This window comes from Acrocarpospora phusangensis, assembly GCF_016862995.1.
GTDB classification, from domain to species: domain Bacteria; phylum Actinomycetota; class Actinomycetes; order Streptosporangiales; family Streptosporangiaceae; genus Acrocarpospora; species Acrocarpospora phusangensis.
Genome location: NZ_BOOA01000001.1, coordinates 220,057 through 241,656 on the forward strand (window position 1 = coordinate 220,057; position 21,600 = coordinate 241,656).

Consider the following 21,600-nt stretch of genomic DNA (forward strand, 5'->3'; position numbering starts at 1 on the left):
TTCGGTCACAATCCGAGATATATCGGGCACTTGCTTGTCTGCGTTCTTGTGCGTGACTAGTCTCACAAAGAGCAAATAGCACGGCGAAAGACGCCCCGGATGTAGCGAGGTTTACGAAAGTTTTCGAACGAATCCCGCATCCTCCGGTGGTCGGCGGCGCCCTTCCTGCCCCTGGTCGGCGGAGGCAGGCGGGCGCTGCGGCGAAGGAGCGGCCGTGCACAGCAAGATCCCGGTGGAACTGGCCGGGTTCCCGGCCCGCGAGGTCACGTTCGAGGCGAAGACCGAGGTCGCCCAGGGCCCCTTGACCTGGGCCCAGCAGCACATGTCCGCGCTGATGGAGCAGCTCGGCCCGGACACCAGCAGCGTCAACCTCCGCTTCACCTGGGCGCTGCGGCGCGGGATCGGCGAGCGGGAGGTGCTGGAGGCGCTCGGCGCGCTCCTGACCGGCTTCGACGCGCTGCGCACCGTGTACGTGCCGCCGCCGTGCGGGCCCGCCCAGCGGGTGCTGCGCGAGGGCGTGCTGACGGTGCCGGTCGTGGCGGCCGGGAAGGCGGCCACGGCGGCGGCGGAGGCGGCCGCGGCGATGTGGGCGCTGCCGTTCGACGTGAGCGGCGAGTGGCCGATCCGGTTCGCGCTGGTCACCTCGGACGGCGAGCCGAAGCAGCTGGTGGTGGTCGCGTCCCACCTGGTGCTGGACCAGACCGGCGGGCACTGGGTGCGCCATCACCTGCGGGGGCTGCTGGCGCACCCGCCCGCCCTGGCCCAGCCGCTGACGTCGTCCCAGGTGCCGGACAGCGCGCACCGCCCGCTGGACGAGGCCGAGTGGGAGAAGTCGGACGCGGGACGGCGGCACGGCGAGCGGGCGGTGCGGTTCCACGCGGAGACGTACCGGATGATGCCGCAGACGATGCTGCCGCGCCGGGAGACTCCCGGCGAGGGGCCGCGCTGGCGGTATCTCCAGTTCGACTCGCCCGCGCTGTCGGCGGCGGTGGCGGCGCTGTCCGCCCGGCTGGACGTGAGCCCGGCCGGCGTGCTGTTCGCGGGGATCAGCGCGGTGGCCGGGCACGTCAGCGCCCTGGACCGGTCCTTCCTGCAGCTGACCGTGGGCAACAGGATCGCCCCGAGGACCCGCTTCGCGGTCGGCATGCACACGCAGGACGTACCGGTCTGCGTGGAGTTATCGGATATATCGGTGGCTGATCTGATCCGGCGGTCGGGGACGGCGCTCACGCGGGCGGCGCGGTTCGGGCCGCATCCGCCCGGCGAGCTGGCCGAGCGGCGGCGCGAGATCGAGCACCGGCGCGGCGTCTCGTTCGACCTGTCCTGCTGGCTCAACTACCGCCAGCTGGGGCCGCCCCGGGCCGCCGGCCTGGGCAGGATCGGACCGGCCGCGCTGGAGCGCACCGTCTGGCGATGGCTGGAGGGCCTGGACAGCAGCACGAGCAGTTACTTCGTCTTCGCCGACGACGCGGGCGACCTGCTCAGGCTCACGCTGCTGCTGGACTCGGCCCTCCTGCCCCCGGAGGAGGCGCTGGCCTGGCTGCGCGGGGTGGAACGCCTGCTCTGCGCAGCCACCACGACCGAGATGGGGACCGGCGAGGTCGGCGAGCACACCGGTCTCGAACCGGCCCGCAGGGACGCCGATTGGCGCCTCACCGAGGCGGGCTGGGCCCACCTGCCCAGCGTCGCCGACCTGGTCAGAGACGCGACCGGAGCCCGAACCGCCGACGTCGCCGTGCACGACGGGGAACTCGTCGCGACCCTGACAGGCTCCCGCTGGACCGACCCGCGGAAAGTCCACGCCGCCTGCGTGGACGCGCTGCCCGGCGTACGGGTCGCCGTCGCCCCCCACCGGTACGTCATACGCGCCGATGCCCCCGGTCCAGGCGCGAACGTCCTGGCCGAGGGCACCGGGCGGCTCGAAGAGGATCACTTCGGCCGGGACTTCAGCGGAGTCAGCTGAACTGCCCCGGCCGGCGACCGTCCCCGGCCGGGCCGCGGTACGCCTGCGCGATGTCCATCCAGCGGTCGGCCTCCGCGCCCTCGGCCGCCAGGTCCAGGTCGTCCCGGTGCCGCCGCCGGGTCACCAGCAGGCAGAAGTCCGCCGCCGACCCCGTGACCCGGTTCGCCGCGTCCTCGGGCCCGAACGTCCACAGCGCCCCGGAAGGCCCGCTGAGCTCGAACCGGAACTCCGTCTCCGGCGGGGTGAGCCCGCGCGCCAGGTAGCCGAACGTCCAGGTCCTGATGGCGAACGCCACGATGAGCTGGATCCGGTCGGTACGCTCCGGCTTGATGCCCAGCGCGTCCGCGATGTCCTGACCGTGACCGAACAGCTCCATCATGCCCGCCATGCCGAGCACGGCCGGGGGCAGCGGGTTGACCAGCCAGGGCACCATCTGGTCCGGCGGCGCGGCGGCCAGCGCCCGGATGGCGCCGTCCCGCTCGGCCCGCCACCGGGTGAGCAGCACGGCGGGCGGCTCGGCCAGGTAGCCCGCCATGGCGTGCCGGACGTTGGCGTCGAAGTCGGGCGACAGCGTGGCCGCCAGCGCCGCGAACTTCTGCCCGTCGGAGGCGGCGAGGCCCGCCATCCGGAAGGTGGCCGACAGGTGCGCGATCTGGTGCGCGATCGTCCAGCCGGGCGAGGGCGTCTCCAGCGCCCACTTGGCGGCGGGCAGGTCGGCCACCATGCGGTCCACGTCCTCGCCGTCGGCGGTGAGCGCGGCGGTCACAAGTCTCAGGTCGGTCATTGCCGGTGTCCTCTCGCGTCGCAAGACCCGTCCGTCTCATGGTCACGAGAGGCCTGCCGCTGTCGCACCTTTTGTCTTGCGCACCTACTCCGGCAGCCAGGCCACACGGTCGCTCGCACCCACGCTGACCGGCAGCTGGACCACTGCGAGGGGGCTGGACAGGTCAGCAATCCTGAAGACGTGCGCCGCGCCGCGCCGCCCGACCGGATGGTGGCCGAAGACCAGCAGCCACTCCCCCACCTGCACCGGCCGCCCGGCCACCCAGCCGGGGCCCAGAACCGGGCCGTTCTCCGGGGAACCCGGCACGACCGCCTCCGGCAGCCAGGTCGGCTCCGCGTCGCCGGTGCGCGGCAGCAGGCCCACGCGCACCGCCCGCTCGGGGCGGGCGACGAACGGCGCCCGGTTGCCCACCAGGGCCGCCGCCCGGGAGTAGACCATCGGCGACTCGATCATCACCAGGTACCGCTCGGTCAGCTCCACCCCGCTGATGTACGGCACCGGGTCGGCCAGCGCGAACGGCGCCGCCCGCACCACCGTGCCGTCGGGCCCGGCCGTGAGGTGCTCCCCGTAACCCAGCTCCGGGTACGTGGCGACGGTGTGCCAGCACCCGGTCCGCGGGTCGCGCACCGGCCGGGCCACGGTCATGTCGGGCAGGTCGGATCGGCCCAGCCAGAACGCGGGCGCGAGCGCGGGGATCGGGCCGAGCGGGGGCCTGCCGCAGAGGGGGGCCGCCGAGCGGTACCAGCGCGCGACGCCGTCGCGGAGCCGCACGCCCGTGTGCAGGAGGGGGCCGGCGAGCGGGTGCGGGGCGCGCGGATCGGCCAGGGCCTGGACCAGCGAGCCGGTCAGTTCACGGGGCAGCTCGCCCTCCACCACCAGCTGGTCTTCGACCAGAAGCTCGACGTCGTATGCGGTCATGACCGACGCCTCCCCGGAGAGGAAATCTGAAAACATAACAGCGTTGTGGTTAATAGATATCGCTGTTATGCAACAATGTCAAGGTGAGCCCTCGACGTTCGGACCCCGCCACCAAGCCCGCCCTCGTGGACATCGCGGCCCGCCTGCTCGCCGAGAACGGCCCGCAGGCGCTCTCCACCCGCCGCATCGCCGCCGAGGCCGACAGTTCCACGATGACCGTCTACACCCACTTCGGGGGCATGAGCGGGCTGGTCCGCGAGATGGTCAGGGAGGGCTTCGCCCGCCTGCAGGAACGGCTGACCAGCGTGCGCTCCACCGACGACCCGGTGGCCGACATGGCCCTGCTCGGCCGGGCGTACCGGATCAACGCGCTGGCCAACCCGCATCTGTACGCGGTGATGTTCGGCGGCTCGTCGCTGGCCGGTTTCTCCCTCTCCGAGGAGGACCGCCAGCACGGCCGGTACACGCTGGGCAACGTGGCCGAGTGCGCGGAGCGCTGCCTGACGAGCGGCCGGTTCCGGCCGGGGGACGCGATCCTGGTGGCGCACCAGATGTGGACGGCCATCCACGGCCTGGTCACCCTGGAGCTGGGCGGCTACCTCATCCCGCCGTACGACGCGGACACCTGCGTGGAGGCGCAGCTGGTCGGGCTGATGGTGAGCGCGGGCGACGACTGGCAGGCCGCCAGCGAGTCGGTGGCGCGGTCGCTGACCAGGATCGGCGAGATCGAGACGGCGTGACCGCTACAGCGGCACGTTGCCGTGTTTGCGCTGCACGGCCACGGCGCGTTTGGTGCGCAGCATCTCCAGGCCGCGGGCGATGGCCGCGCGGGTCTGCCCGGGGTCGATGACGTCGTCCACCAGGCCGCGCTCGGCCGCGTAGTACGGGTGCATGAGCTGCCCGGCGTACTCGGTGACGAGTTCGGCCCGCAGGCCCTCCTGGTCGGCGGCGGTGGCCAGCTCCTTGCGGAACAGCACGTTCACCGCGCCCTCCGCGCCCATCACCGCGATCTCGTTGGTCGGCCAGGCCAGCGCCAGGTCGCAGCCGATGGAACGCGAGTCCATCACGATGTACGCCCCGCCGTACGCCTTGCGCAGGATCACCGACACGCGGGGCACGGTGGCCTCGCAGTACGCGTAGAGCAGTTTGGCGCCGTGGCGGATGACGCCCGCCTGCTCCTGGTCGGTGCCGGGCAGGAAGCCGGGCACGTCCACCAGGGTCACCAGCGGGATGGAGAACGCATCGCAGAACCGTACGAAACGGGCGGCTTTCTGGGCGGCCTGCACGTCCAGCACGCCGGCCAGCGCCATCGGCTGGTTGCCGACCACGCCCACGGTCTGGCCGTCCACGCGGCCCAGCAGGCAGATGACGTTCGGCGCCCAGTCCTCGTGCAGCTCGATGAACTCGCCGTCGTCGACCAGTTCGGCGACGACGGCGCGCATGTCGTACGGCTTGTTGGGTTCGACCGGAACGATCCCGGCCAGGGCCGGGCGCACGTCCGCGGTCGCGCCGCGCGCCGGGCCTTCGGGGGGCGGCTCCAGGTTGTTGCCGGGCAGCAGCGAGACCAGGTAGCGCACGTCGGCGAAGCAGCTCTCCTCGTCGTCGTGGACGAAGGTGGCCACGCCCGTCCCGGCGTGCACGGCCGCGCCGCCGAGCTGCTCGTGGGTGACCCGCTGGCCGCTCACCGCCGCCACCACGTCGGGCCCGGTCAGGTACATCTTGGCGATGTCGCGGACCATGAAGGTGAAGTCCGACAGCGCCGGCGAGTAGGCGGCGCCGCCCGCGCACGGCCCGAGGATGACGCTGATCTGCGGGATCACCCCGGACGCCTGCACGTTGCGGCGGAAGATGCCGCCGTAGCCGTGCAGGGCCATCACGCCCTCCTGGATGCGCGCGCCGCCGCTGTCGTTGAGCGCGATCAGCGGCGCGCCGGTGGCGATGGCCAGATCCATCACCTTGTGGATCTTGGAGGCGTGCGCCTCGCCCAGCGAACCGCCGAAGACGGTGAAGTCCTGCGCGTAGACGAAGACCCGGCGGCCGAAGATGGTGCCGGACCCGGCCACGACGCCGTCGGTGTGCGGACGGTGCTCGCCGATCTTCAGGCCGTGCGCCTGGGTACGGCGGTAGCGGTCCAGCTCGTCGAAGGAGCCCTCGTCCAGCAGCGCCGCGAGGCGTTCCCTGGCGGTGCGCTTGCCGAGCGCGCGCTGCCGGGCGGCCGCGTCGGCGTCGCCCGCCGTGATGCGCTCGCGCAGCCCGCCGTGCTCGCGCCGGAGCCGCTCCATGGTGCGCGGCTCCGGCGGCGGCGGATCGGTGAAGACCTCCGGCACGGGCACGTCCACCACGGCACGGCCGTTGACCCTCCGCACCGAACTGCCCACGGCTCGCACTCCTCTTCCCGGAGGTTCTGGAAACGGTCTGAGGTCCTCCCGCGAGACCGTCATCGGGCGGCCGCCCGTCCGGCGCCGGCCTGGCGGGCGGTGATCCGCCCGGTCTCGCGGAGCCAGCGCACCGTGTCCCGCATGGTGGCGGCGAGCGGTCTGGCCTCGACGCCGAGCGTGGAGGCGCTCGCGTCCACGGGGGTCGCGACCGCGCAGGTGTAGACGGCGCCGTACTGGGCGGGGATGTGCCAGGGCCACCAGCGCTGGGCCAGGTCGGCGAGGCGGGCGGCGGGCAGCATCGCGCGGGCGGGCAGGTACGCGGCCCGCAGCGGCCGCCCGGTCACCTCGCGCAGCGCGCCGAGGAACTCCCGCGTGGCCACGTAGCGTCCCGGCCCGAAGTGCCGCCCGCCGACGTCGGGCGCGGTGAGCGCGCGCAGGTGCAGCTCCGCCGTGTCGCGGACGTCGCCCAGCGGGAACCCGCCGGTCGGCCACATCGGCATGAGCCCCCGCAGCACGTCCCTGATCCTGGCGTTCTGGTCGCCCAGATGGGGATCGGCCGGCCCGGCCATCGCGGGCGGATAGGTGATCACCACCGGCACGCCGTCCAGCTGGTGGCCGCGCGCCACCTCCTCCGCCCCCGCCTTGCTGGCCAGGTACGTCTCCCGCGGCCGGCCCACCGGAGAGGTCGGGCCGATGACGCCGGGCGGCGCCGGATAGAGCGCGCCCACCGTGGAGACGTGCACGATCCGGCCGACCCCCGCCCGCCGGGCCGCGCCGAGCACGACCTCCGCGCCGCGCGTGTTCACCCGGCGCATCTCCGCGTGCCGCCTGCTGTCGAAGGAGTAGACGGCCGCCGCGTGCAGCACCGCGTCCACGCCCTTCACCGCCCGGGCGACGGCCGCCTCGTCGGTGACGTCTCCGGCGACCACGTCCGCGATCGTTTCGGCGTCCACGTCCACCAGGGAGGGATCGCGAGCGAGCAGCCGCACCCGATGCCCCGCCCGGGTGAGGGCCTGAACCGAATGGGAGCCGACGAATCCCGTGCCGCCGGTCACGCACACCAGCATCTGTAACCCCCCTCGTCGGGGATTAGCGTGCCCCGGGCGTGATCCGGGTGTCTTCTCTCAACGTGCGCTAACGGAGCAATCTGGAAGAAGAATCGCGCTCGCCTGCACGAAACGATGGGGTGACACTCCTGAGAGTCGGAGGGCATCGATGGCAACCCATGCCGCGGCGGGCTCGTTCCCGGTGCAGAACGGCGCGCTCAACACGCGCTACCACAAGCTCGGCCTCAACATCTTCCTGTTCATCGTGGTCGCCCACTGGGCCGAGCACATCGCGCAGGCCATCCAGATCTACGCGCTCGGCTGGCCGCTGCCCGAGGCGCGCGGGGTCCTGGGCGTGCCCTTCCCGTGGCTGGTCAAGTCGGAGTGGATGCACTACGGGTACGCGCTGTTCATGCTGGCCGGCCTCATCATCCTCCGCAAGGGATTCACAGGCCGGGCCAGGACCTGGTGGAACATCTCGCTCGGCGTCCAGGTCTGGCACCACTTCGAGCACCTGATCCTGCTGCTGCAGGCGCTGTTCGCCGCCAACCTGTTCGGCCGCCCGGCCCCCACCAGCATCCTGCAGCTGATCGTGCCGCGGGTGGAGCTGCACCTGTTCTACAACGCCGTCGTCTTCGCCCCGATGGTGGTGGCGATGATCCTGCACCGCCGTCCCAACCGGACCGAGCGGGCCCAGATGAACTGCACCTGCGCCGTCCCCGTCCCGGTATGAGCCGTCGGCGGGGTCTGCCGTTCTCCTCGGTGGTGACGGCGCTCGCCGGGTTCATCCTGCTCTGGTTCACGGTCCCCGGAATCGGCCCCGCGGTACGCGCCGCGCGGGCCGACGGGGTCTCCGGCGTCTTCACCGCCAGAGAGCTGGTCTGCGTCCAGCATCCCGGGCACGAGAGCTGCACCTGGACGGGCGACTTCCTGGCCGCCTCGGGGACGGCCCGCGAACGCGTCTCCCTGTACGGCAGCGACCGGGAGACCATGCTGGCCGGCGCGACCACCCCGGCCGTGGACATCGGCAGGACGTACTGGGTCTACGGTCCCGGCGGGTCCAACGAGTGGGTGTTCACGGGGCTGCTGCTCCTGTTGGGGGCGGGACTGCTGGGGTACTCGGCGTTCGCGGCCCGGGGGGTGGTGCGGCCGAGCACGCCGGCATGAACAGGGCCAGCGCGGCCCCGGCGGCGATCAGCCCGGCCACCAGCCCGAGGGCGGGCCGCGCGGCGGCCAGGTAGTCGCCGTCCCCCAGTAGCGCGCCGATCACGAACGCCCCGGCCGCGCCGCCGAGCTGGCGCGCGGTGTTCAGCGTGCCCGACGCGACGCCCGCCAGCAGCGGCGGGATCGGGCGCAGCCCTTCGACGGTCGCCGGCGCGAAGGCCAGGCCCATGCCGACGCCGATGAGGGCCAGCGGGAGCAGGAACGTGGCCGCGGTCGAGGTGAGGAAGGCCAGGCCGAGCACGCCCAGCGCGTACAGGGTGAGGCCGGAGGCGAGGGGCAGCCGGCCGCCGACCTTGTCGGCCAGTTTGCCGGACAGGGGGGCCAGGGCGGTGAGCGCCAGCGTCATGGGCAGGGCGGTCACGCCGGACATCAGCGGGCTCATGCCGAGGACGGTCTGCGTCTGGATGACGTAGACGAGGAGCAGGCCGTACAGCGAGAACGACGTGATGCCGGTGATCGCGACGGCCAGGGTGAAGGGGCGGTGCCGGAACAGGCCGGGCACGGCCGTGACGCGGTGCGGGCGCGGCGGGCGCAGGTCCGGGATGAGGCGCAGCGCGAGCGGCAGCGCGGCCAGGCCGACCGGCAGGTTGATCAGGAAGACCGACTGCCAGCCGAACCGGGTGACGAGCAGGCCGCCGAAGGTCGGGCCGCCGACGGAGGCGACCCCGGCCACGGCGGTGAAGATGCCGAGGGCGAGGCCGCGCCGGTCCGCCGGGAAGATCGCCGAGATGAGCGCGAGGGCCTGCGGCACCAGCGCCGCCGCGCCGACGCCCTGCGCGACCCTGGCCGCGACCAGCAGGCCGGGCTCGGCGGCGAGCGCGCAGAGCAGCGACGCGCCGGTGAAGACGGCCAGGCCCGCCGCGAACACGTTGCGGGGGCCGAACAGGTCGCCCACCCGGCCGAAGACGATCAGCAGGGACGCGAACGCGAGCAGGTACCCGTTGAGGATCCAGACGATCTGGCCGACGCCCGCCCCCAGCGAGGTCATGATGGCCGGAGCGGCCGTGTTCACGATCGTGGTGTCGACCAGGATCAGGAAGTTGGCCACGCAGAGCACCGCGAGAGCCCGCCAGGGGTTCATGTCCCTCCAAAGCCAGCGCTTGTCACATCGGCAGCGGGGACCCGCTCAGGAGAGGCCGGCGCGAGCGCGGGCCGCCACCATGCTCGCCCAGGCGGTGAGCTCCAGCAACGCCCGGTCTCCCGGCTCGCGCTCCCGGAACTCGGCCACCGCCGATCCGGCCTGGTAGGAGGCCATCGCGGTGAGCAGGGCGAGCCGGCCGGCGGGCCGGTGCCCTGAATCGAGCACGGCCACCGCGTCGTCCGTCCAGTGCCGGCTCAGCCCGGGCGCGGCGCCGTCCCACTTGGCGACCTCGGCCGTGACCAGCTCCCGCACCGGCTCCGGCACCGAGCGTTCGCCCGCCTGGGAGACGGCCGCGGTCGCCCGGGCGACCGCGCCCGCCACGTGCGCGCTGTCCTCGGCCCAGCGCAGCTCGTCCGGGAGCGGCGCCGCCGGCAGCAGCCGGAGCGACTCGCCCGGCGGCCGCGGCCGGCGCGCCGACGCCCCCATCATGGTGCCGAGGACGCGCAGCGCGCCGCCGCGCACGGCCCCGGGCACCTCGGGCGGGAGTGGGGATTCGCCGAGGAACACGTTGACCATGCGATTGAGGTAGTGGAACGTCAGCCGCGTTCCCGTGACCTCGGGTCCCGGCTCCGGCATCCCCGGGACCGGCCCGCCGAGCCCGCGCAGGGTCGCGCCGTGCACGTCCACGCAGTACGGGCAGGCGTTGGCCCGGGACACCTCGGTGGCCACCAGCTCCTTGGCCGCGCGCGGCACGAGCCCCCGGGCGAGCAGGGACTCGCGCAGCAGCATCCACACCCCGGCCATCACCTCCGGCGCCGCCGAGTGCAGCGCCACCGGCGGGGCCAGCATCCCGAAGTCACGTTCCACCTGGGCGTACACGTCCGCCACCAGACCCCTCGCCGCCCCTGGCGGTACCGGCGTGACATGCCGGACCTGGGCGAGGGACCTGCGCAACGCCTTCCGGACGACCACCGGACTAGGCGTTCCGGCCCGCGCCCGCGGCGACGCGTTCCATCATGTCCGGGGCGAACAGCGTCTCCACCGGCTCGATGAGCCCGGCCACCATCATGAACGCGGCGGTGAGGGCGCCGTCGTTCCTGGCCGCCTCCCGCAACCGGTCCATGTACGCGTTGGCCATCTGCACCTGCTCGGTCCGCTCCCCCTCCACGCCGGGGTAGCTGAGGTCGCCGCCGGCCGCGACCCCCCAGGGCGCCTCGATGACCTTGGCCACGTCGGTGAAGAACGCCCTGGCGTCCGGCAGGCCGCCGTGCTTGAGGTGCTCGCGCAGGGTGAGGCCCTCCAGGGCGGCGACCGTCATGCCCTGGCCGTACACCGGGTTGAAGCTGCACACGCCGTCGCCGACCACGAGCAGGCCCAGCGGGAAGCGGCTCAGCCGCTCGTAGTGCTTCCACACGCTGGCCGGGTAGCGGAAGGCCACCCGCTCGTCCAGCAGGGTCGCGTCGTGCACGGCCTCGTAGATGTCCGGCACCGGCAGCGACTTGACAAAGGCCAGGTGCCCCTCCGGGTCGGTGGGGGCCTGGTCGCCCAGCATGCCGGTGAGCGAGAGCAGGTAGCGGTCGTTCAGCCGGGAGAAGAACGCGCCGCGCGGGTTGTCCGGCGTGGCCACGCAGAGGATGGCCATGTCCTCGCCGAGCACGTTCTCGCGCAGCCGGTAGTGGCAGGTGGTGTAGGACAGGCCGATCTTGAAGCGCTCCTCCTCGGGGCGCGGGTAGCCCATCTCGGCCAGCCAGGCGGGCGTACGGGAGCCGCGGCCGGTGGCGTCCACCACCAGGTCGGCGGTGATCTCCCGCTCCGCGCCCTCGCCCTCGGGCGCGATCTTGACGCCGGTGATCCGGCTCCGGTCCGCCGTCACCGTGAGGGAGAGGATGACGTGGTGCTCCAGGAACGTGACATTGGGCAGCGCCCGCACCCGGTCCCGCACGGCGCTCTCCAGCTCCGGCCGGGTGGCCGAGATGACCTTCAACCCGGTCTCGGCCGGCTGGAGCCTGCGGCCGTTGAAGTACCAGCGCAGGTTGACGCCCATGTCGCCCATGGGGATGCCGGCGTCGGCCAGCTCCCGGGTGAGCCCGGGGAACATGCCCTCCAGGACCTCCTGGCCCTTGGCCAGCAGGCCGTGCGCGTGGCCGCCCTGCGGTACGCCCCGGCGCGGCTCGTCCACCCCGGCCAGCTGGTCACGGTCCACCAGCAGGACTTCCTCGAATTGCTCCGACAGCACTCTGGCGGCCACCAGTCCGGCCATCCCGCCGCCCAGCACCACCGCGCGGTTCCGCATAGTCCGCTCCTCTAGAGGTAGAAGGTATTGGGCGGCATCCCGCAGAGGATGCGGCCGTAGAGCTCCCGGTTGGTGTCCGGATGCATGAGCGCGTGCAGGTTGACCGCCTGCATGTCCCGCTGGATGCGCTGCATCGGCACGTCGTTGTAGATGGACGAGCCGCCGCTCGCCGTGGTGAGCAGGTCCACCGCCCGCTTGGCCAGGTCGCAGACCGCGCCCATGTCGGCGCGGGCCCTGGCCCGCTCCTCGGGCGTCCACTCCGTACCGGACTTCTCGTCCACCTGGCCGGCCAGCCGGAGCGCGTGGAACTCGGCCTCGTCGATCAGGAGCGACGCCTCGGCCACCTGGAAGTGGGTGAGCGGGGCCTCCCGCTGGCTGGTGTAGGCGGTGTAGGTGATGTGCCGGTCGGGCAGCCGCTCGAAGAACGCGTCCCAGGCGCCCTTGGCCATGCCGACCACGGTGCCCACCGAGGAGGCCGAGGCCACCGGGAGCAGCGGGTTGCGGTAGACGGCGCTCTCCGCGTTGAGCTTGGAGGCGTACTGCTCGTGCAGGATGCCGCCCAGGGGCAGGATGCGCTCGGCCGGGATGAAGACGTCCTGGGCGATCGTGGTGATGCTGCCGGTGCCGCGCAGGCCCGAGGTGTGCCAGTCGTCCACGAGCTGCAGGTCCGACAGCGGCGCCAGGGCCATGATCGGCTGGTGGCCCTCCGGGGTGGGGGTGACCGCGACGATCACCTGCCAGGTGCTGTGCCGGGCGCCGCTCATGAAGCTCCACTTGCCGTTCAGCACCGAACCGCCATTGCCCGGTACGGCCATGCCGGTCGGGCTGAGCGTGCCGCACAGCCGGGTGTCCGGGGAGTCGAAGACCTCGTCCTGCACCGCGTCGGGGAACATCGAGGCCATCCACGACGTGATCCACCAGACCGAGGCGACCCACGAGGTGGAGCCGTCGCCGCGGCCGAGTTCGGACGCCACCCGGACCATCGTGCGGGCGTCGCTCTCGTAGCCGCCGTACCGGGCGGGGACGCGCATCCGGAAGATCCCGGCGTCGCGCAGCGCGTCGAGCGAGTCGGGGGCCAGCACTCTGCTGTCCTCGGTGGCGAGCGCGTGGGACCGCAGCAGCGGAACCAGGTCCGCGGCGCGCTGGACGAGCTCTTCCTGGGCTGGCGCTTGGGCGTGTTTCACCCGGGCCTCCTAATAATTCCGAATAACGGATGCATCGGCGTTTTCCGGGGCGCCGGAAAACGCGCGCCGCGTTAATTCGCGGCGGCTGGAATTCGCGCGGTGAATTGCCGGCGTCGCCGGTGTCCGGCTGAGTGGATCACCGGGCGGGCATGAAACGTTCAGGCGCGCAGGGACCGGCCGAAGGCGCGGACGTCGGAGACGTACAGGTCGGGCTCCTCCATGGCGGCGAAGTGGCCGCCGCGCGGGAGCTCGCTCCAGTGGCTGATGGTGGGGACCAGGCGGTCCGCCCAGGACCTGATCGGCGCGGTGGCGTCGCCGGCGAACACGGCCACGCCGACGGGCGCGCTGACCGGCCAGGGGCCGCCCCACTTGGCCACCACGTTGGAGGCGGTGCGGTCGGTGGTCTCGTAGTAGAGGTGGCCGGAGGAGATGGCGGTGCGGGTGAACCAGTAGAGCGCGACGTTGGTGAGGAGCTGGTCCCGGTCCACGGCGTCCTCGGGGGCCTTCTCCGCGTCGGTCCAGTCCATGAATCTTTCAACGATCCAGGCGAGCTGGCCGACGGGCGAGTCCGTCAGGGCGTAACCGAGCGTGTTCGGCCGGGTGGCCTGGAGCTTGAAGTACGCCGACATCTCCTGGTCGAAGTTGAGCAGCTTGCCGAGGCCGGCCATCTCCTGCGGGGTGAGCGCGGCCATGTCCGCCGGGTCGCCGCTGGGGAAGGTGACCAGCATGTTCACGTGCACGCCGATGACGTTCTCCGGCGCCACCTGGGCCAGCTCGAAGGAGATCATCATGCCCCAGTCGCCGCCCTGGGCCACGTACCGCTGGTAGCCGAGGCGGCGCATCAGCTCGGCCCAGGCGCGGGCGACCCGCCAGGAGTCCCAGCCGGTCTCGGCGATCGGGCCGGACAGGCAGAAGCCGGGCAGCGACGGGATGACGACGTGGAAGGCCTGGGAGGGGTCGCCGCCGTGCGCGCGGGGGTTGGTGAGGGGGCCGATCACGTCCAGGAACTCGGCCACGGAGCCGGGCCAGCCGTGGGTGATGATGAGCGGGGTGGCGTCGGGCTCGGGCGAGCGCACGTGGATGAAGTGCACGTTGGCGCCGTCGATCTCGGTGACGAACTGGGGGTGCTCGTTGAGCCTGGCCTCGGCGGCCCGCCAGTCGAAGCCGGTCCGCCAGTACTCGGCCAGCTCCTGCAGGTAGTCGAGGGGGACGCCGCGGCTCCAGCCGGCGCCGGGCGGCTCGGCGGGCCATCGGGTCCTGGCCAGCCGGTCGTGCAGGTCGTCCAGATCGGCCTGCGGGATTTCAATGCGAAAAGGACGCATTTCCTGCCACCTTCCAGAATAGGCCATGACATTTCGGGCATCGCCTATTCATCGTCGGCCCGGCAAGGCCGCGACGCATCTCCTGAAATGCCGTTCAGCCGACGGCGGCGTACTCCATCGGAAGTCCGAATGAACCGAACAGCTCAGGGGAGAAGAAAACCGACACACGGCGCACGAATCCGGCGCGCAGGCTGAGCACGTGCATGGCGTAGGCCCGGTGCGCGTTCGCGTCCTCGCGGAGGTAGAAGGCGAACGCGGGCTGCCCGTTGGCCCGGGTCGGGACCATGAGCGTGTCGCCGGGCCCGGCCGGGCAGTGGAGGGCGATCAGGCGCCCGATCGCGGCGCGCCCGGTGAACCAGGCCGCGAACGGCGGCATCTCCCAGACCGCGTCCTCGTCGAGCAGCCGCATCAGCGCGGCCACGTCGGCGCTCTCCATCGCGGCGGCCCACCGGTCCAGCAGCTCGCGCTGGTCCCTGCGGGCGGGCTCGGAGTAGTCGTCGTCCGCCGACACCTCGCCGAGCTGCGCGCGGGCCCGCTGCAGCATGCTGTTGACCGCCGCCGTCGTGGTGTCCAGCAGTTCGGCCACCTCGCCCGCCCGCCACTCGAAGACGTCGCGCAGCAGCAGCACGGCGCGCTGCCGGGGCGGCAGGTGCTGGAGCGCGGCGGCCATCGCCAGCCGCACGGTCTCCCGGGAGCCGACGATGGCGGCCGGGTCCACGCACTCGGGGCGCATCAGCGCGTCCGGCAGCGGCTGGAGCCACGGGATCTCCGGCTGGGCCGGCGGCAGTTGCTCCGGGTCCTCGCAGGGGCCGCCGAGCCCGGTGGGCATCGGCCGCCGGTTCCGCTGCTCGACCGCGGTCAGGCAGGCGTTGGTGGCGATCCGGTAGAGCCAGGTACGGATCGACGAGCGCCCTTCGAACTGCTCATAGGCCCGCCACGCCCGCAGGTACGTCTCCTGGACCAGGTCCTCCGCCTCGTCCACCGACCCCAGGATGCCGTAGCAGTGGGCCAGCAGCTCGCGCCGGTACGGATCGGCCAGACGGGTGAAGTCGCGCTCACGATCTACCACACGATCTGCCATCCGACACCCCTTGCTCCGGGCGGCCAAGACTGTCAGGTCCCACCGTAATCATCCTTCCCCGGCTTGTCCCTACCTGATCTTCAGCCGGGCCGATGAGTTTTAGACGGTTGTCTGGTCTGTACATGTGGAGTCGGAACCGGCGGGAACGGGAGGTGGCATGCGCGCCCTGGAACTGGTGACCGCCCGGTGGCTGATCGCCCGGCAGGTGCCGCGTGGCGGGCGCGGGCTGGTCCTGCTGCTGTGCCTGGTCAACCTGGCGCTCGGCGTGCTGCCGGTGGTGTTCGTGGTGGCCACCAGCGTGGTGCTGGGACGGGTGCCCGCCGCCGTCACGGACGGCCTGGACTCGGCCGCCTGGGACTCGCTGGTCGCCGTCTTCGTGGTGGCCGCCGCCGCGTTCGTGGGGCAGCAGGTCTTCGCGCCGCTCCAGTCCACGCTCGGCGAGCTGCTCGCCCGGCGCATCGACGGGCAGATCTACGACGAGCTGATGGGCGCCGCGCTGCGCAGCCAGAGCGTCGCGCCGCTGGAGGACCAGGAGGCCGTGGACGCGCTCCGGACGGCCGCCCGCGAGCTGGAGTTCGGCGTGCAGAGCCCCGGCCAGGCGTGCGCGGGGCTGCTCGCGCTGCTGGCCCGCTACACCCAGCTCACCGGCTACGCCGTCGTGGTCGGGCTGATGTTCTCCTGGCCGGCCTCCGCCGGCCTCGCCGTCGCCGTCCTCCTCTTCCGGTACGGCCAGCGCGGCGGCCTGCGCAAGTACGTGAAGGTGCGCTTCGCCCTAGGCCCGGCGGAACGCAAGGGCGACTACTTCCGCGACCTGGCCATCCAGCCGCCCGCGGGGAAGGAGATCCGCGTCTTCGGGCTGGCCGGGTGGCTGCGGGGCCGGTTGCGGGAGTCGTACCTGGCCTGGCTGAAACCCATGTGGGCCGAACGCAGGCGCGTCTACCTGTGGCCGTTCGTCGGGTTCGCGCTGTGGACGCTCGCCGTGATGGCCGCCGTCTTCGGCGCGGCCGGGGCGGCGGGCACGCTCACCCTCACCCAGTTCGTGCTGGTCATGCAGGCCTGCCTGGGCGCGCTGCGGCTGTCGGAGTACTACCCGGAGGCCGACCTGCAGACCGCCGTGGGCATGGAGGCGTACGACCGGGTGCTGCGCTTCACCCGCCGCATCGAGACGCCGCCGGCACCGGCGTCCCGGCCGTGGCCGCCGTCGCGCATCCCCGACCCGGTCTGGACCATCCAGTTCGAGGACGTCACCTTCCGCTACCCGGGCCAGAGCCGCCCGATCTTCGAGAACCTCAACCTGACCTTCCCCGTCGGCCGCTGCACCGCCATCGTCGGCCTGAACGGCGCCGGCAAGACCACCCTGGTCAAACTCCTGGCCCGCCTGTACGAGCCGACCTCCGGCACCATCCGCGCCGACGGCGTGGACATCGCCAGCTACCCGGTGGAGGTCTGGCGCGCCAAGCTCGGCGTCATCTTCCAGGAGTTCGCCCGGTACGAGGCCCCCGCCGCCGACAACATCGCCTTCGGCGCGGTCTCCGCGATGGACGACCGCGCCGGGATCAGGGAGGCCGCCGAGGCGGTCGGGCTGGCCGAGACCCTGGACGCGCTCCCGCTCGGCCTGGACACCCCGCTGGCCCGCCACCTGACCGGCGGCGCCGAGCTGTCCGGCGGCCAGTGGCAGCGGGTCGCCCTGGCGCGGGCCCTGTTCGCGCTCCGCCACGGCTCCCCCATCGTGGTCCTGGACGAACCCACCGCCAGCCTGGACGTCCGCGCCGAGGCCCAGTTCTTCGAGTCCTTCGCCGAGCTCACCCAGGGGGCGACGACCCTGCTCATCTCGCACCGCTTCTCCACCGTGCGGCAGGCCGACCTGATCGTGGTCCTGGAACACGGCCGCATCATCGAACAGGGCACCCACGAGCACCTGCTGGCGCGGGAGGGTCGTTACGCGACCCTGTTCCGGCTCCAGGCCGACCGCTTCACCGGCAGCGAGGTGCCCGCATGAGGGACCTGCTCACCGGCTCGGTCAAGATGATCACGACCGCCTGGCGCATGGACCGCCGCAAGACGGTCGTCTCGGTGGTCCTGATGGTGTCCGGCGCGGTGGCCGCCCCCGCGCTCGCGGCCGCCCTGGCCTGGATGACCGGCGCCGTGGTCGCGGGCGACACCGGGCAGGCGGCCTGGGCCGGGGTGGCCGTGGCCGGGCTCGCCGTGGCCGTCCTCACGTTCGGGCATTTCGCCCACCTGGCCTATTTCGAGCTCTCCGAGCTGGCCGAGCTGGACTTCGCCGAGCAGCTCATCACGCTCTCCAACGACTCGGCCGGGATCGAGCACCACGAGCGGCCGGAACACGCCGACACCCTCACCGTGCTCCAGCAGGAGGCCCGCCAGTTCCGGGTCGGCCTGGAGGCCCTGCTCAACAGCATCGGCCTGGTGCTGGCCGTCGCGCTCACCGCCGTGCTGCTGGCCCGGGTCAACCCGTGGCTGCTGCTGCTGCCGCTCGCCGCCCTGCCGCCGCTGCTGACCGGCCGTTTCGCCGAGCGCATCAGCGACCGCGCCAGGACCGCCACCGCCGAGCCCACCCGGGTCGCGCTCAACCTGTTCCACCTGACCACCTCGGCCAGGCTGGCGGGTGAGCTGCGCGTGTTCCGGCTGGCCGACGAGCTGCGCGGGCGGCACCGCCGGGTGTGGGCGACCGCCACGCGCGGCCTGGTCCGCGCGCACCTGGCCGCGACCTGGGTGCGCGCGGCCGGGCAGATCATCTTCGCGCTGGCGTACGTCGGCGCGGTCCTCCTGGTGGTCCGGGACGCGATCACCGGGCGGCGGGGGGTCGGCGACGTGGTGCTGGTCATCGCGCTCGCGGCCCAGGTGAACCAGCAGGTCACCACCGCCGTCACGCTGCTGCAGGACCTGCAGCGCATGGCCGCCGCGTACCGCAGGCTGGCCGGGCTCACCGAGGTCGTCACCGCGACCGGACCGAGCCGGCCCGATCAGTCGCCGCCCGATCGGCTGCGCGACGGGATCGCCCTGCGGGACGTGTCGTTCACCTACCCCGGCACCGCGACCCCGGTGCTGGGTGAGGTGAACCTGCGGCTGCCCGCCGGAAGCACGGTCGCCATCGTCGGCGAGAACGGCGCCGGCAAGACCACCCTGGTCAAACTGCTGTGCGGGTTCTACCGGCCGACCCGCGGCCAGGTCCTGGCCGACGGCGTCGACCTGGCCGAGGTCCCGATGGCGGACTGGCGGGAGCGCATCGCGGCCGGCTTCCAGGACTTCGTCCGGTACGAGTTCCCCGCCGGCGAGACCGTCGGCGTCGGCGACCTCCCCCGGCTCTCCGACGAGGACGGCATCCGCGACGCGCTCACCCGGGCCCAGGCCGGCGACGTGCTGGACCAGCTGGACGACGGACTGCGCACCCAGCTCGGCAAGACCTACGCCGACGGCGCGGAACTCTCCGGCGGCCAGTGGCAGAAGCTCGCGCTCGGCCGCGCGCTGATGCGCTCCGCGCCGCTGCTGCTGGTGCTCGACGAACCCACCTCGGCCCTCGACCCGCAGGCCGAGCACGCCCTCTTCGAGCGGTACGCCGAGCAGGCCCGCCGGGTCAGCGCCGCCACCGGCGCGATCACCCTGTTCGTGTCCCACCGCTTCTCCACCGTCCGGATGGCCGATCTGATCATCGTCGTCCAGGACGGCCGGATCGCCGAATCCGGGTCCCACGCCGAGCTCGCCGAATCCGGCGGGCTCTACTCCGAATTGTTCGCCCTGCAGGCCAGGGCGTACAGCTGAAGCCACGCCTGGTAATCCCCGAACGGCGAGAGTCCAGACCCGCACCCGCGGGCCTGGACTCTCGTCGTTTTCGCTGGAGTTCTCGCGTCCTACAGGTAGGGGCTGTCCGGCTCCAGGCCGCAGAGCACCCGGCCGTACAGCTCCATGTTGGTGTTCGGGTGGTTGAGGGCGTGCAGGTTGATCGCCTCCATGTCCCGCGTGATCCGCTGGATCGGGACCGCGTCGTAGATGGAGGAGCCGCCGCTCGCCGTGTTGTAGACGCCGATCGCGTCGTGCGCCAGCTGGCAGACCCGGCCCATCGCGACCCGGGCCAGCGCCCGCTCGGTGACCGACCAGGTTCCGCCGTCCGCGCACTTGGCGTCGACCAGGTCGGCCAGCCGGTACGCGTGGAACTCGGCCTCGTCGATCTTCATCGCGGCCTCGGCCACCTGGTGGTGGGTGAGCGGGGCCGCGCGCTGGTCGGTGTAGCCGGAGTACGTGATGCCCCGGCCGGGCAGCCGCTCGAAGAACGCCTCCCTGGCGTTCATCATCAGGCCGACCACCTTGCCGATCGTGGACGCGGACGCGGACGGGATCATCGGGCACCGGTAGATCGGCCGGTCCGCGTTGAGCTTGGACGCGTACTGCTGCATCATCAGCGGCGCGATGGCGATGACCCGGTCCTGCGGGATGAACAGGTTGTCGGCCACCATCGAGACGCTGCCGGTGGCCCGCAGCCCGGACACGTGCCAGTCGTCCACGACCTGGATGTCCTTGATCGGCACCAGCGCCATGACCGGCTCGCCGCCTCCGTCGGGTCCGGCCAGCACCGCCGAGAGCATCTTCCACTGGCTGTGCGCGGCGCCGCTGTTGAACGCCCACCGGCCGTTCACCAGGATGCCGCCGTCCACGGCGGTGGCCATGCCCGTCGGGGCGAGGGTCCCGCAGACCCGGGCGTCGGGGTCGCTGCCCCAGACCTCGTCCTGCACCGGGTCGGGGAAGAGCCCGACGATCCAGGAGGTGATCCACCACAGGGCCACGGTGAACCCGACCGCGCCGTCGCCCCGGCCGAGCTGGATGCCGACGTCGACCAGGCTGCGGGTGTCGGACTCGAAGCCGCCGTACCGGACCGGGACCCGCATCTTGAGGATGCCGGTCTCGGTCAGGGCGTCGACCACGTCGTCGTCCATGCGCCGCGACTGCTCGGCCCCCGGGGCGCGTTCCCTGATCAGGGGGACCAGGTCGGTGGCCCGGCGGAGCATCTCCGCACGCTGGGGTATCTCCGTTGTGTGCACGTTTGCCTCCCTAGACCGTCTAGACCGTGGCCGGCACGCGGGTCAGCCGGACCGGCAGCGACCGGTGGCCGTTCATGATGAACGTGGGCAGCGGCTCCAGCTCGTCCTGCTCGACCGCGAGGGTCATGTCCGGGAACCGCTCCCACAGGCGGGTCAGGCCGATGGTCGCCAGCAGCCGGGCCAGCGAGGCGCCGAGGCAGTAGTGCACGCCGTACCCGAACGAGAGGTGTTCCTTGTTCTCGCGGGTGAGGTCGAACGTCTCGGCCGAGTCGCCGTGCAGGGCCGGGTCGCGGCCGGCCCCGCTGTAGTTGATCAGGATCGGGTCGCCCTGCGGGATGACCACGCCCTCGCCCAGGTCGATGTCCTCGACCGCGTACCGGAGGGGCAGGTGGCCGAGGGGCGACTCGACCCGGAGCACCTCCTCGATCACGTCGTTCCAGGTGACCTTGCCCGACATGAGCAGCTCGCGCTGGTCGGGGTGGGTCAGCAGGAGGGTGACCGAGTTGTCCATGAAGTTGATCGTGGTCTCCGAGCCCGCGCCGAGGATGGCGAAGATGGTGTCGGCCAGCTCGCCGTCGTTGAGGCGGGAGCCGTCCTCCTCCTGGGCGGCGATCAGGTCGGAGGTCATGTCCTCGCCGGGGGTGGCGCGCTTGGCGGCGATCAGGTCCTCCATCGCCATCCGCCAGCCCATCAGGGTGGCCTGCGCCTCCTCCGGCGTGACGGTGGTGTTCACCATCATGTCGATGACCTCGTTGGCCTTGCGCCTGGCCGCCTCGGGCAGGCCGATCAGGTCGGCCACCAGCCGGGCCGGGAGCGGGTAGGCGAACCGCTCGCGCAGGTCCACGACCTCGCCGGGGGCGGCGGTGGCCAGGCCGTCGAGCAGTTCGTCGACCAGTTCCTCGATCCTCGGCCGGATGGCCTCGGACCGGCGCGGGGTGAACGCCTTGGAGACCAGCTTCCGCAGGCGCTGGTGGTTCTTGCCGTACGCGGTGACCATGTTGTCCATCGCCACCCAGCTGATCAGCTCCCAGTCCTGGGGGATCTGCCCGGTGTAGAACGCCGGCCAGTGGTTGCGGGCGCTCTTGGTCACCCGCGGGTCCGCCAGCAGCTTCTTGGCCACCGCGTAGCTGTTGACGTCCCACACCACGACGCCGCCGGGCAGCTCGACCTGGGTGGCCGGCCCCTGGGCCCGCAGCCGCGCGGCCTCGCCGTGGAAGTCACGACCGGTCGGGTCGAGCGCCACGGGGCACTTGTTCTCCTGCATAGTGATCT

18 protein-coding genes are annotated in these 21,600 nt (G+C 72.4%); 6 read left to right on the forward strand and 12 right to left on the reverse strand.

The features are described 5' to 3' along the window. Positions 1-214: 214 nt before the first annotated feature. Positions 215-1,963 carry a condensation domain-containing protein gene (locus Aph01nite_RS00930; RefSeq protein WP_204038746.1) on the forward strand — a complete coding sequence of 583 codons (1,749 nt, stop codon included), beginning with the start codon at positions 215-217 and terminating at the stop codon, positions 1,961-1,963. Here Aph01nite_RS00930 and Aph01nite_RS00935 read toward each other — a convergent pair. Both Aph01nite_RS00935 and Aph01nite_RS00940 read right to left on the reverse strand, forming a co-directional pair. Beyond that, complete coding sequence (locus tag Aph01nite_RS00935) at positions 1,956-2,747, reverse strand: TIGR03084 family metal-binding protein (RefSeq protein ID WP_204038747.1); 792 nt, start codon at positions 2,745-2,747, stop codon at positions 1,956-1,958. The genes Aph01nite_RS00930 and Aph01nite_RS00935 overlap by 8 nt on opposite strands. 84 nt (positions 2,748-2,831) lie before the next feature. Further along, positions 2,832-3,665, reverse strand: a complete 834-nt coding sequence (locus Aph01nite_RS00940; protein WP_204038748.1) for a carotenoid oxygenase family protein — start codon at positions 3,663-3,665, stop codon at positions 2,832-2,834. Between the two features lie 83 nt (positions 3,666-3,748). On the opposite strand from Aph01nite_RS00940, the gene Aph01nite_RS00945 reads away from it, so the two are divergent. Next, positions 3,749-4,405 (forward strand): TetR/AcrR family transcriptional regulator, encoded by a 657-nt coding sequence (locus Aph01nite_RS00945; protein ID WP_204038749.1) that lies wholly within the window; start codon positions 3,749-3,751, stop codon positions 4,403-4,405. A 3-nt stretch (positions 4,406-4,408) separates the two neighbouring features. On the opposite strand, the gene Aph01nite_RS00950 is transcribed toward Aph01nite_RS00945, so the two are convergent. Together Aph01nite_RS00950 and Aph01nite_RS00955 are read right to left on the reverse strand one after the other, a co-directional pair. Then, positions 4,409-5,947, reverse strand: coding sequence for an acyl-CoA carboxylase subunit beta (locus Aph01nite_RS00950; protein WP_204038798.1), 1,539 nt, complete (start codon positions 5,945-5,947; stop codon positions 4,409-4,411). Between the two features lie 155 nt (positions 5,948-6,102). Beyond that, positions 6,103-7,110: an NAD-dependent epimerase/dehydratase family protein gene (locus Aph01nite_RS00955; RefSeq protein ID WP_204038750.1), complete on the reverse strand. Its 1,008-nt coding sequence runs from the start codon at positions 7,108-7,110 to the stop codon at positions 6,103-6,105. A 148-nt stretch (positions 7,111-7,258) separates the two neighbouring features. Between Aph01nite_RS00955 and Aph01nite_RS00960 the strand changes: the two genes are divergently transcribed. Together Aph01nite_RS00960 and Aph01nite_RS00965 are read left to right on the forward strand one after the other, a co-directional pair. After that, the gene (locus Aph01nite_RS00960; protein WP_204038751.1) at positions 7,259-7,822 is read left to right on the forward strand and encodes a hypothetical protein; all 564 of its coding nucleotides are present in this window, start codon (positions 7,259-7,261) and stop codon (positions 7,820-7,822) included. Continuing rightward, entirely contained in the window at positions 7,819-8,256 is a 438-nt protein-coding gene (locus tag Aph01nite_RS00965) for a hypothetical protein (RefSeq protein WP_204038752.1), read from the forward strand. Before Aph01nite_RS00960 ends, Aph01nite_RS00965 begins: the two co-directional genes overlap by 4 nt. Here the strand turns inward: Aph01nite_RS00965 and Aph01nite_RS00970 are convergent. The 6 genes from Aph01nite_RS00970 to Aph01nite_RS00995 form a co-directional block, all read right to left on the reverse strand. After that, positions 8,165-9,394, reverse strand: coding sequence for an MFS transporter (locus Aph01nite_RS00970; protein ID WP_204038753.1), 1,230 nt, complete (start codon positions 9,392-9,394; stop codon positions 8,165-8,167). The genes Aph01nite_RS00965 and Aph01nite_RS00970 overlap by 92 nt on opposite strands. 45 nt (positions 9,395-9,439) lie before the next feature. Further along, a complete protein-coding gene (locus Aph01nite_RS00975; RefSeq protein ID WP_204038754.1) occupies positions 9,440-10,366 on the reverse strand; it encodes a carboxymuconolactone decarboxylase family protein in 927 nt (308 codons plus the stop codon). A 4-nt stretch (positions 10,367-10,370) separates the two neighbouring features. Continuing rightward, positions 10,371-11,687: an FAD-dependent oxidoreductase gene (locus Aph01nite_RS00980; RefSeq protein WP_204038755.1), complete on the reverse strand. Its 1,317-nt coding sequence runs from the start codon at positions 11,685-11,687 to the stop codon at positions 10,371-10,373. Positions 11,688-11,698: 11 nt separating this feature from the next. Next, on the reverse strand, positions 11,699-12,871 hold the full coding sequence (locus tag Aph01nite_RS00985) for an acyl-CoA dehydrogenase family protein (RefSeq protein ID WP_204038756.1): 1,173 nt from the start codon (positions 12,869-12,871) through the stop codon (positions 11,699-11,701). A 158-nt stretch (positions 12,872-13,029) separates the two neighbouring features. Continuing rightward, positions 13,030-14,193 carry an epoxide hydrolase family protein gene (locus Aph01nite_RS00990; RefSeq protein WP_204038757.1) on the reverse strand — a complete coding sequence of 388 codons (1,164 nt, stop codon included), beginning with the start codon at positions 14,191-14,193 and terminating at the stop codon, positions 13,030-13,032. A 94-nt stretch (positions 14,194-14,287) separates the two neighbouring features. After that, positions 14,288-15,274 carry a sigma-70 family RNA polymerase sigma factor gene (locus tag Aph01nite_RS00995; RefSeq protein WP_204038758.1) on the reverse strand — a complete coding sequence of 329 codons (987 nt, stop codon included), beginning with the start codon at positions 15,272-15,274 and terminating at the stop codon, positions 14,288-14,290. Between the two features lie 157 nt (positions 15,275-15,431). Here Aph01nite_RS00995 and Aph01nite_RS01000 point away from each other — a divergent pair, with 157 nt between their 5' ends. Together Aph01nite_RS01000 and Aph01nite_RS01005 are read left to right on the forward strand one after the other, a co-directional pair. Next, positions 15,432-17,273 (forward strand): ABC transporter ATP-binding protein, encoded by a 1,842-nt coding sequence (locus tag Aph01nite_RS01000; protein WP_204038759.1) that lies wholly within the window; start codon positions 15,432-15,434, stop codon positions 17,271-17,273. Further along, the gene (locus tag Aph01nite_RS01005; protein ID WP_204038760.1) at positions 17,270-19,054 is read left to right on the forward strand and encodes an ABC transporter ATP-binding protein; all 1,785 of its coding nucleotides are present in this window, start codon (positions 17,270-17,272) and stop codon (positions 19,052-19,054) included. Before Aph01nite_RS01000 ends, Aph01nite_RS01005 begins: the two co-directional genes overlap by 4 nt. A gap of 89 nt (positions 19,055-19,143) precedes the next feature. Here the strand turns inward: Aph01nite_RS01005 and Aph01nite_RS01010 are convergent, their stop codons facing one another. After that, positions 19,144-20,328, reverse strand: a complete 1,185-nt coding sequence (locus Aph01nite_RS01010; protein WP_204038761.1) for an acyl-CoA dehydrogenase family protein — start codon at positions 20,326-20,328, stop codon at positions 19,144-19,146. Between the two features lie 19 nt (positions 20,329-20,347). Further along, entirely contained in the window at positions 20,348-21,592 is a 1,245-nt protein-coding gene (locus tag Aph01nite_RS01015; RefSeq protein ID WP_204038762.1) for a cytochrome P450 family protein, read from the reverse strand. Positions 21,593-21,600: the final 8 nt, after the last annotated feature.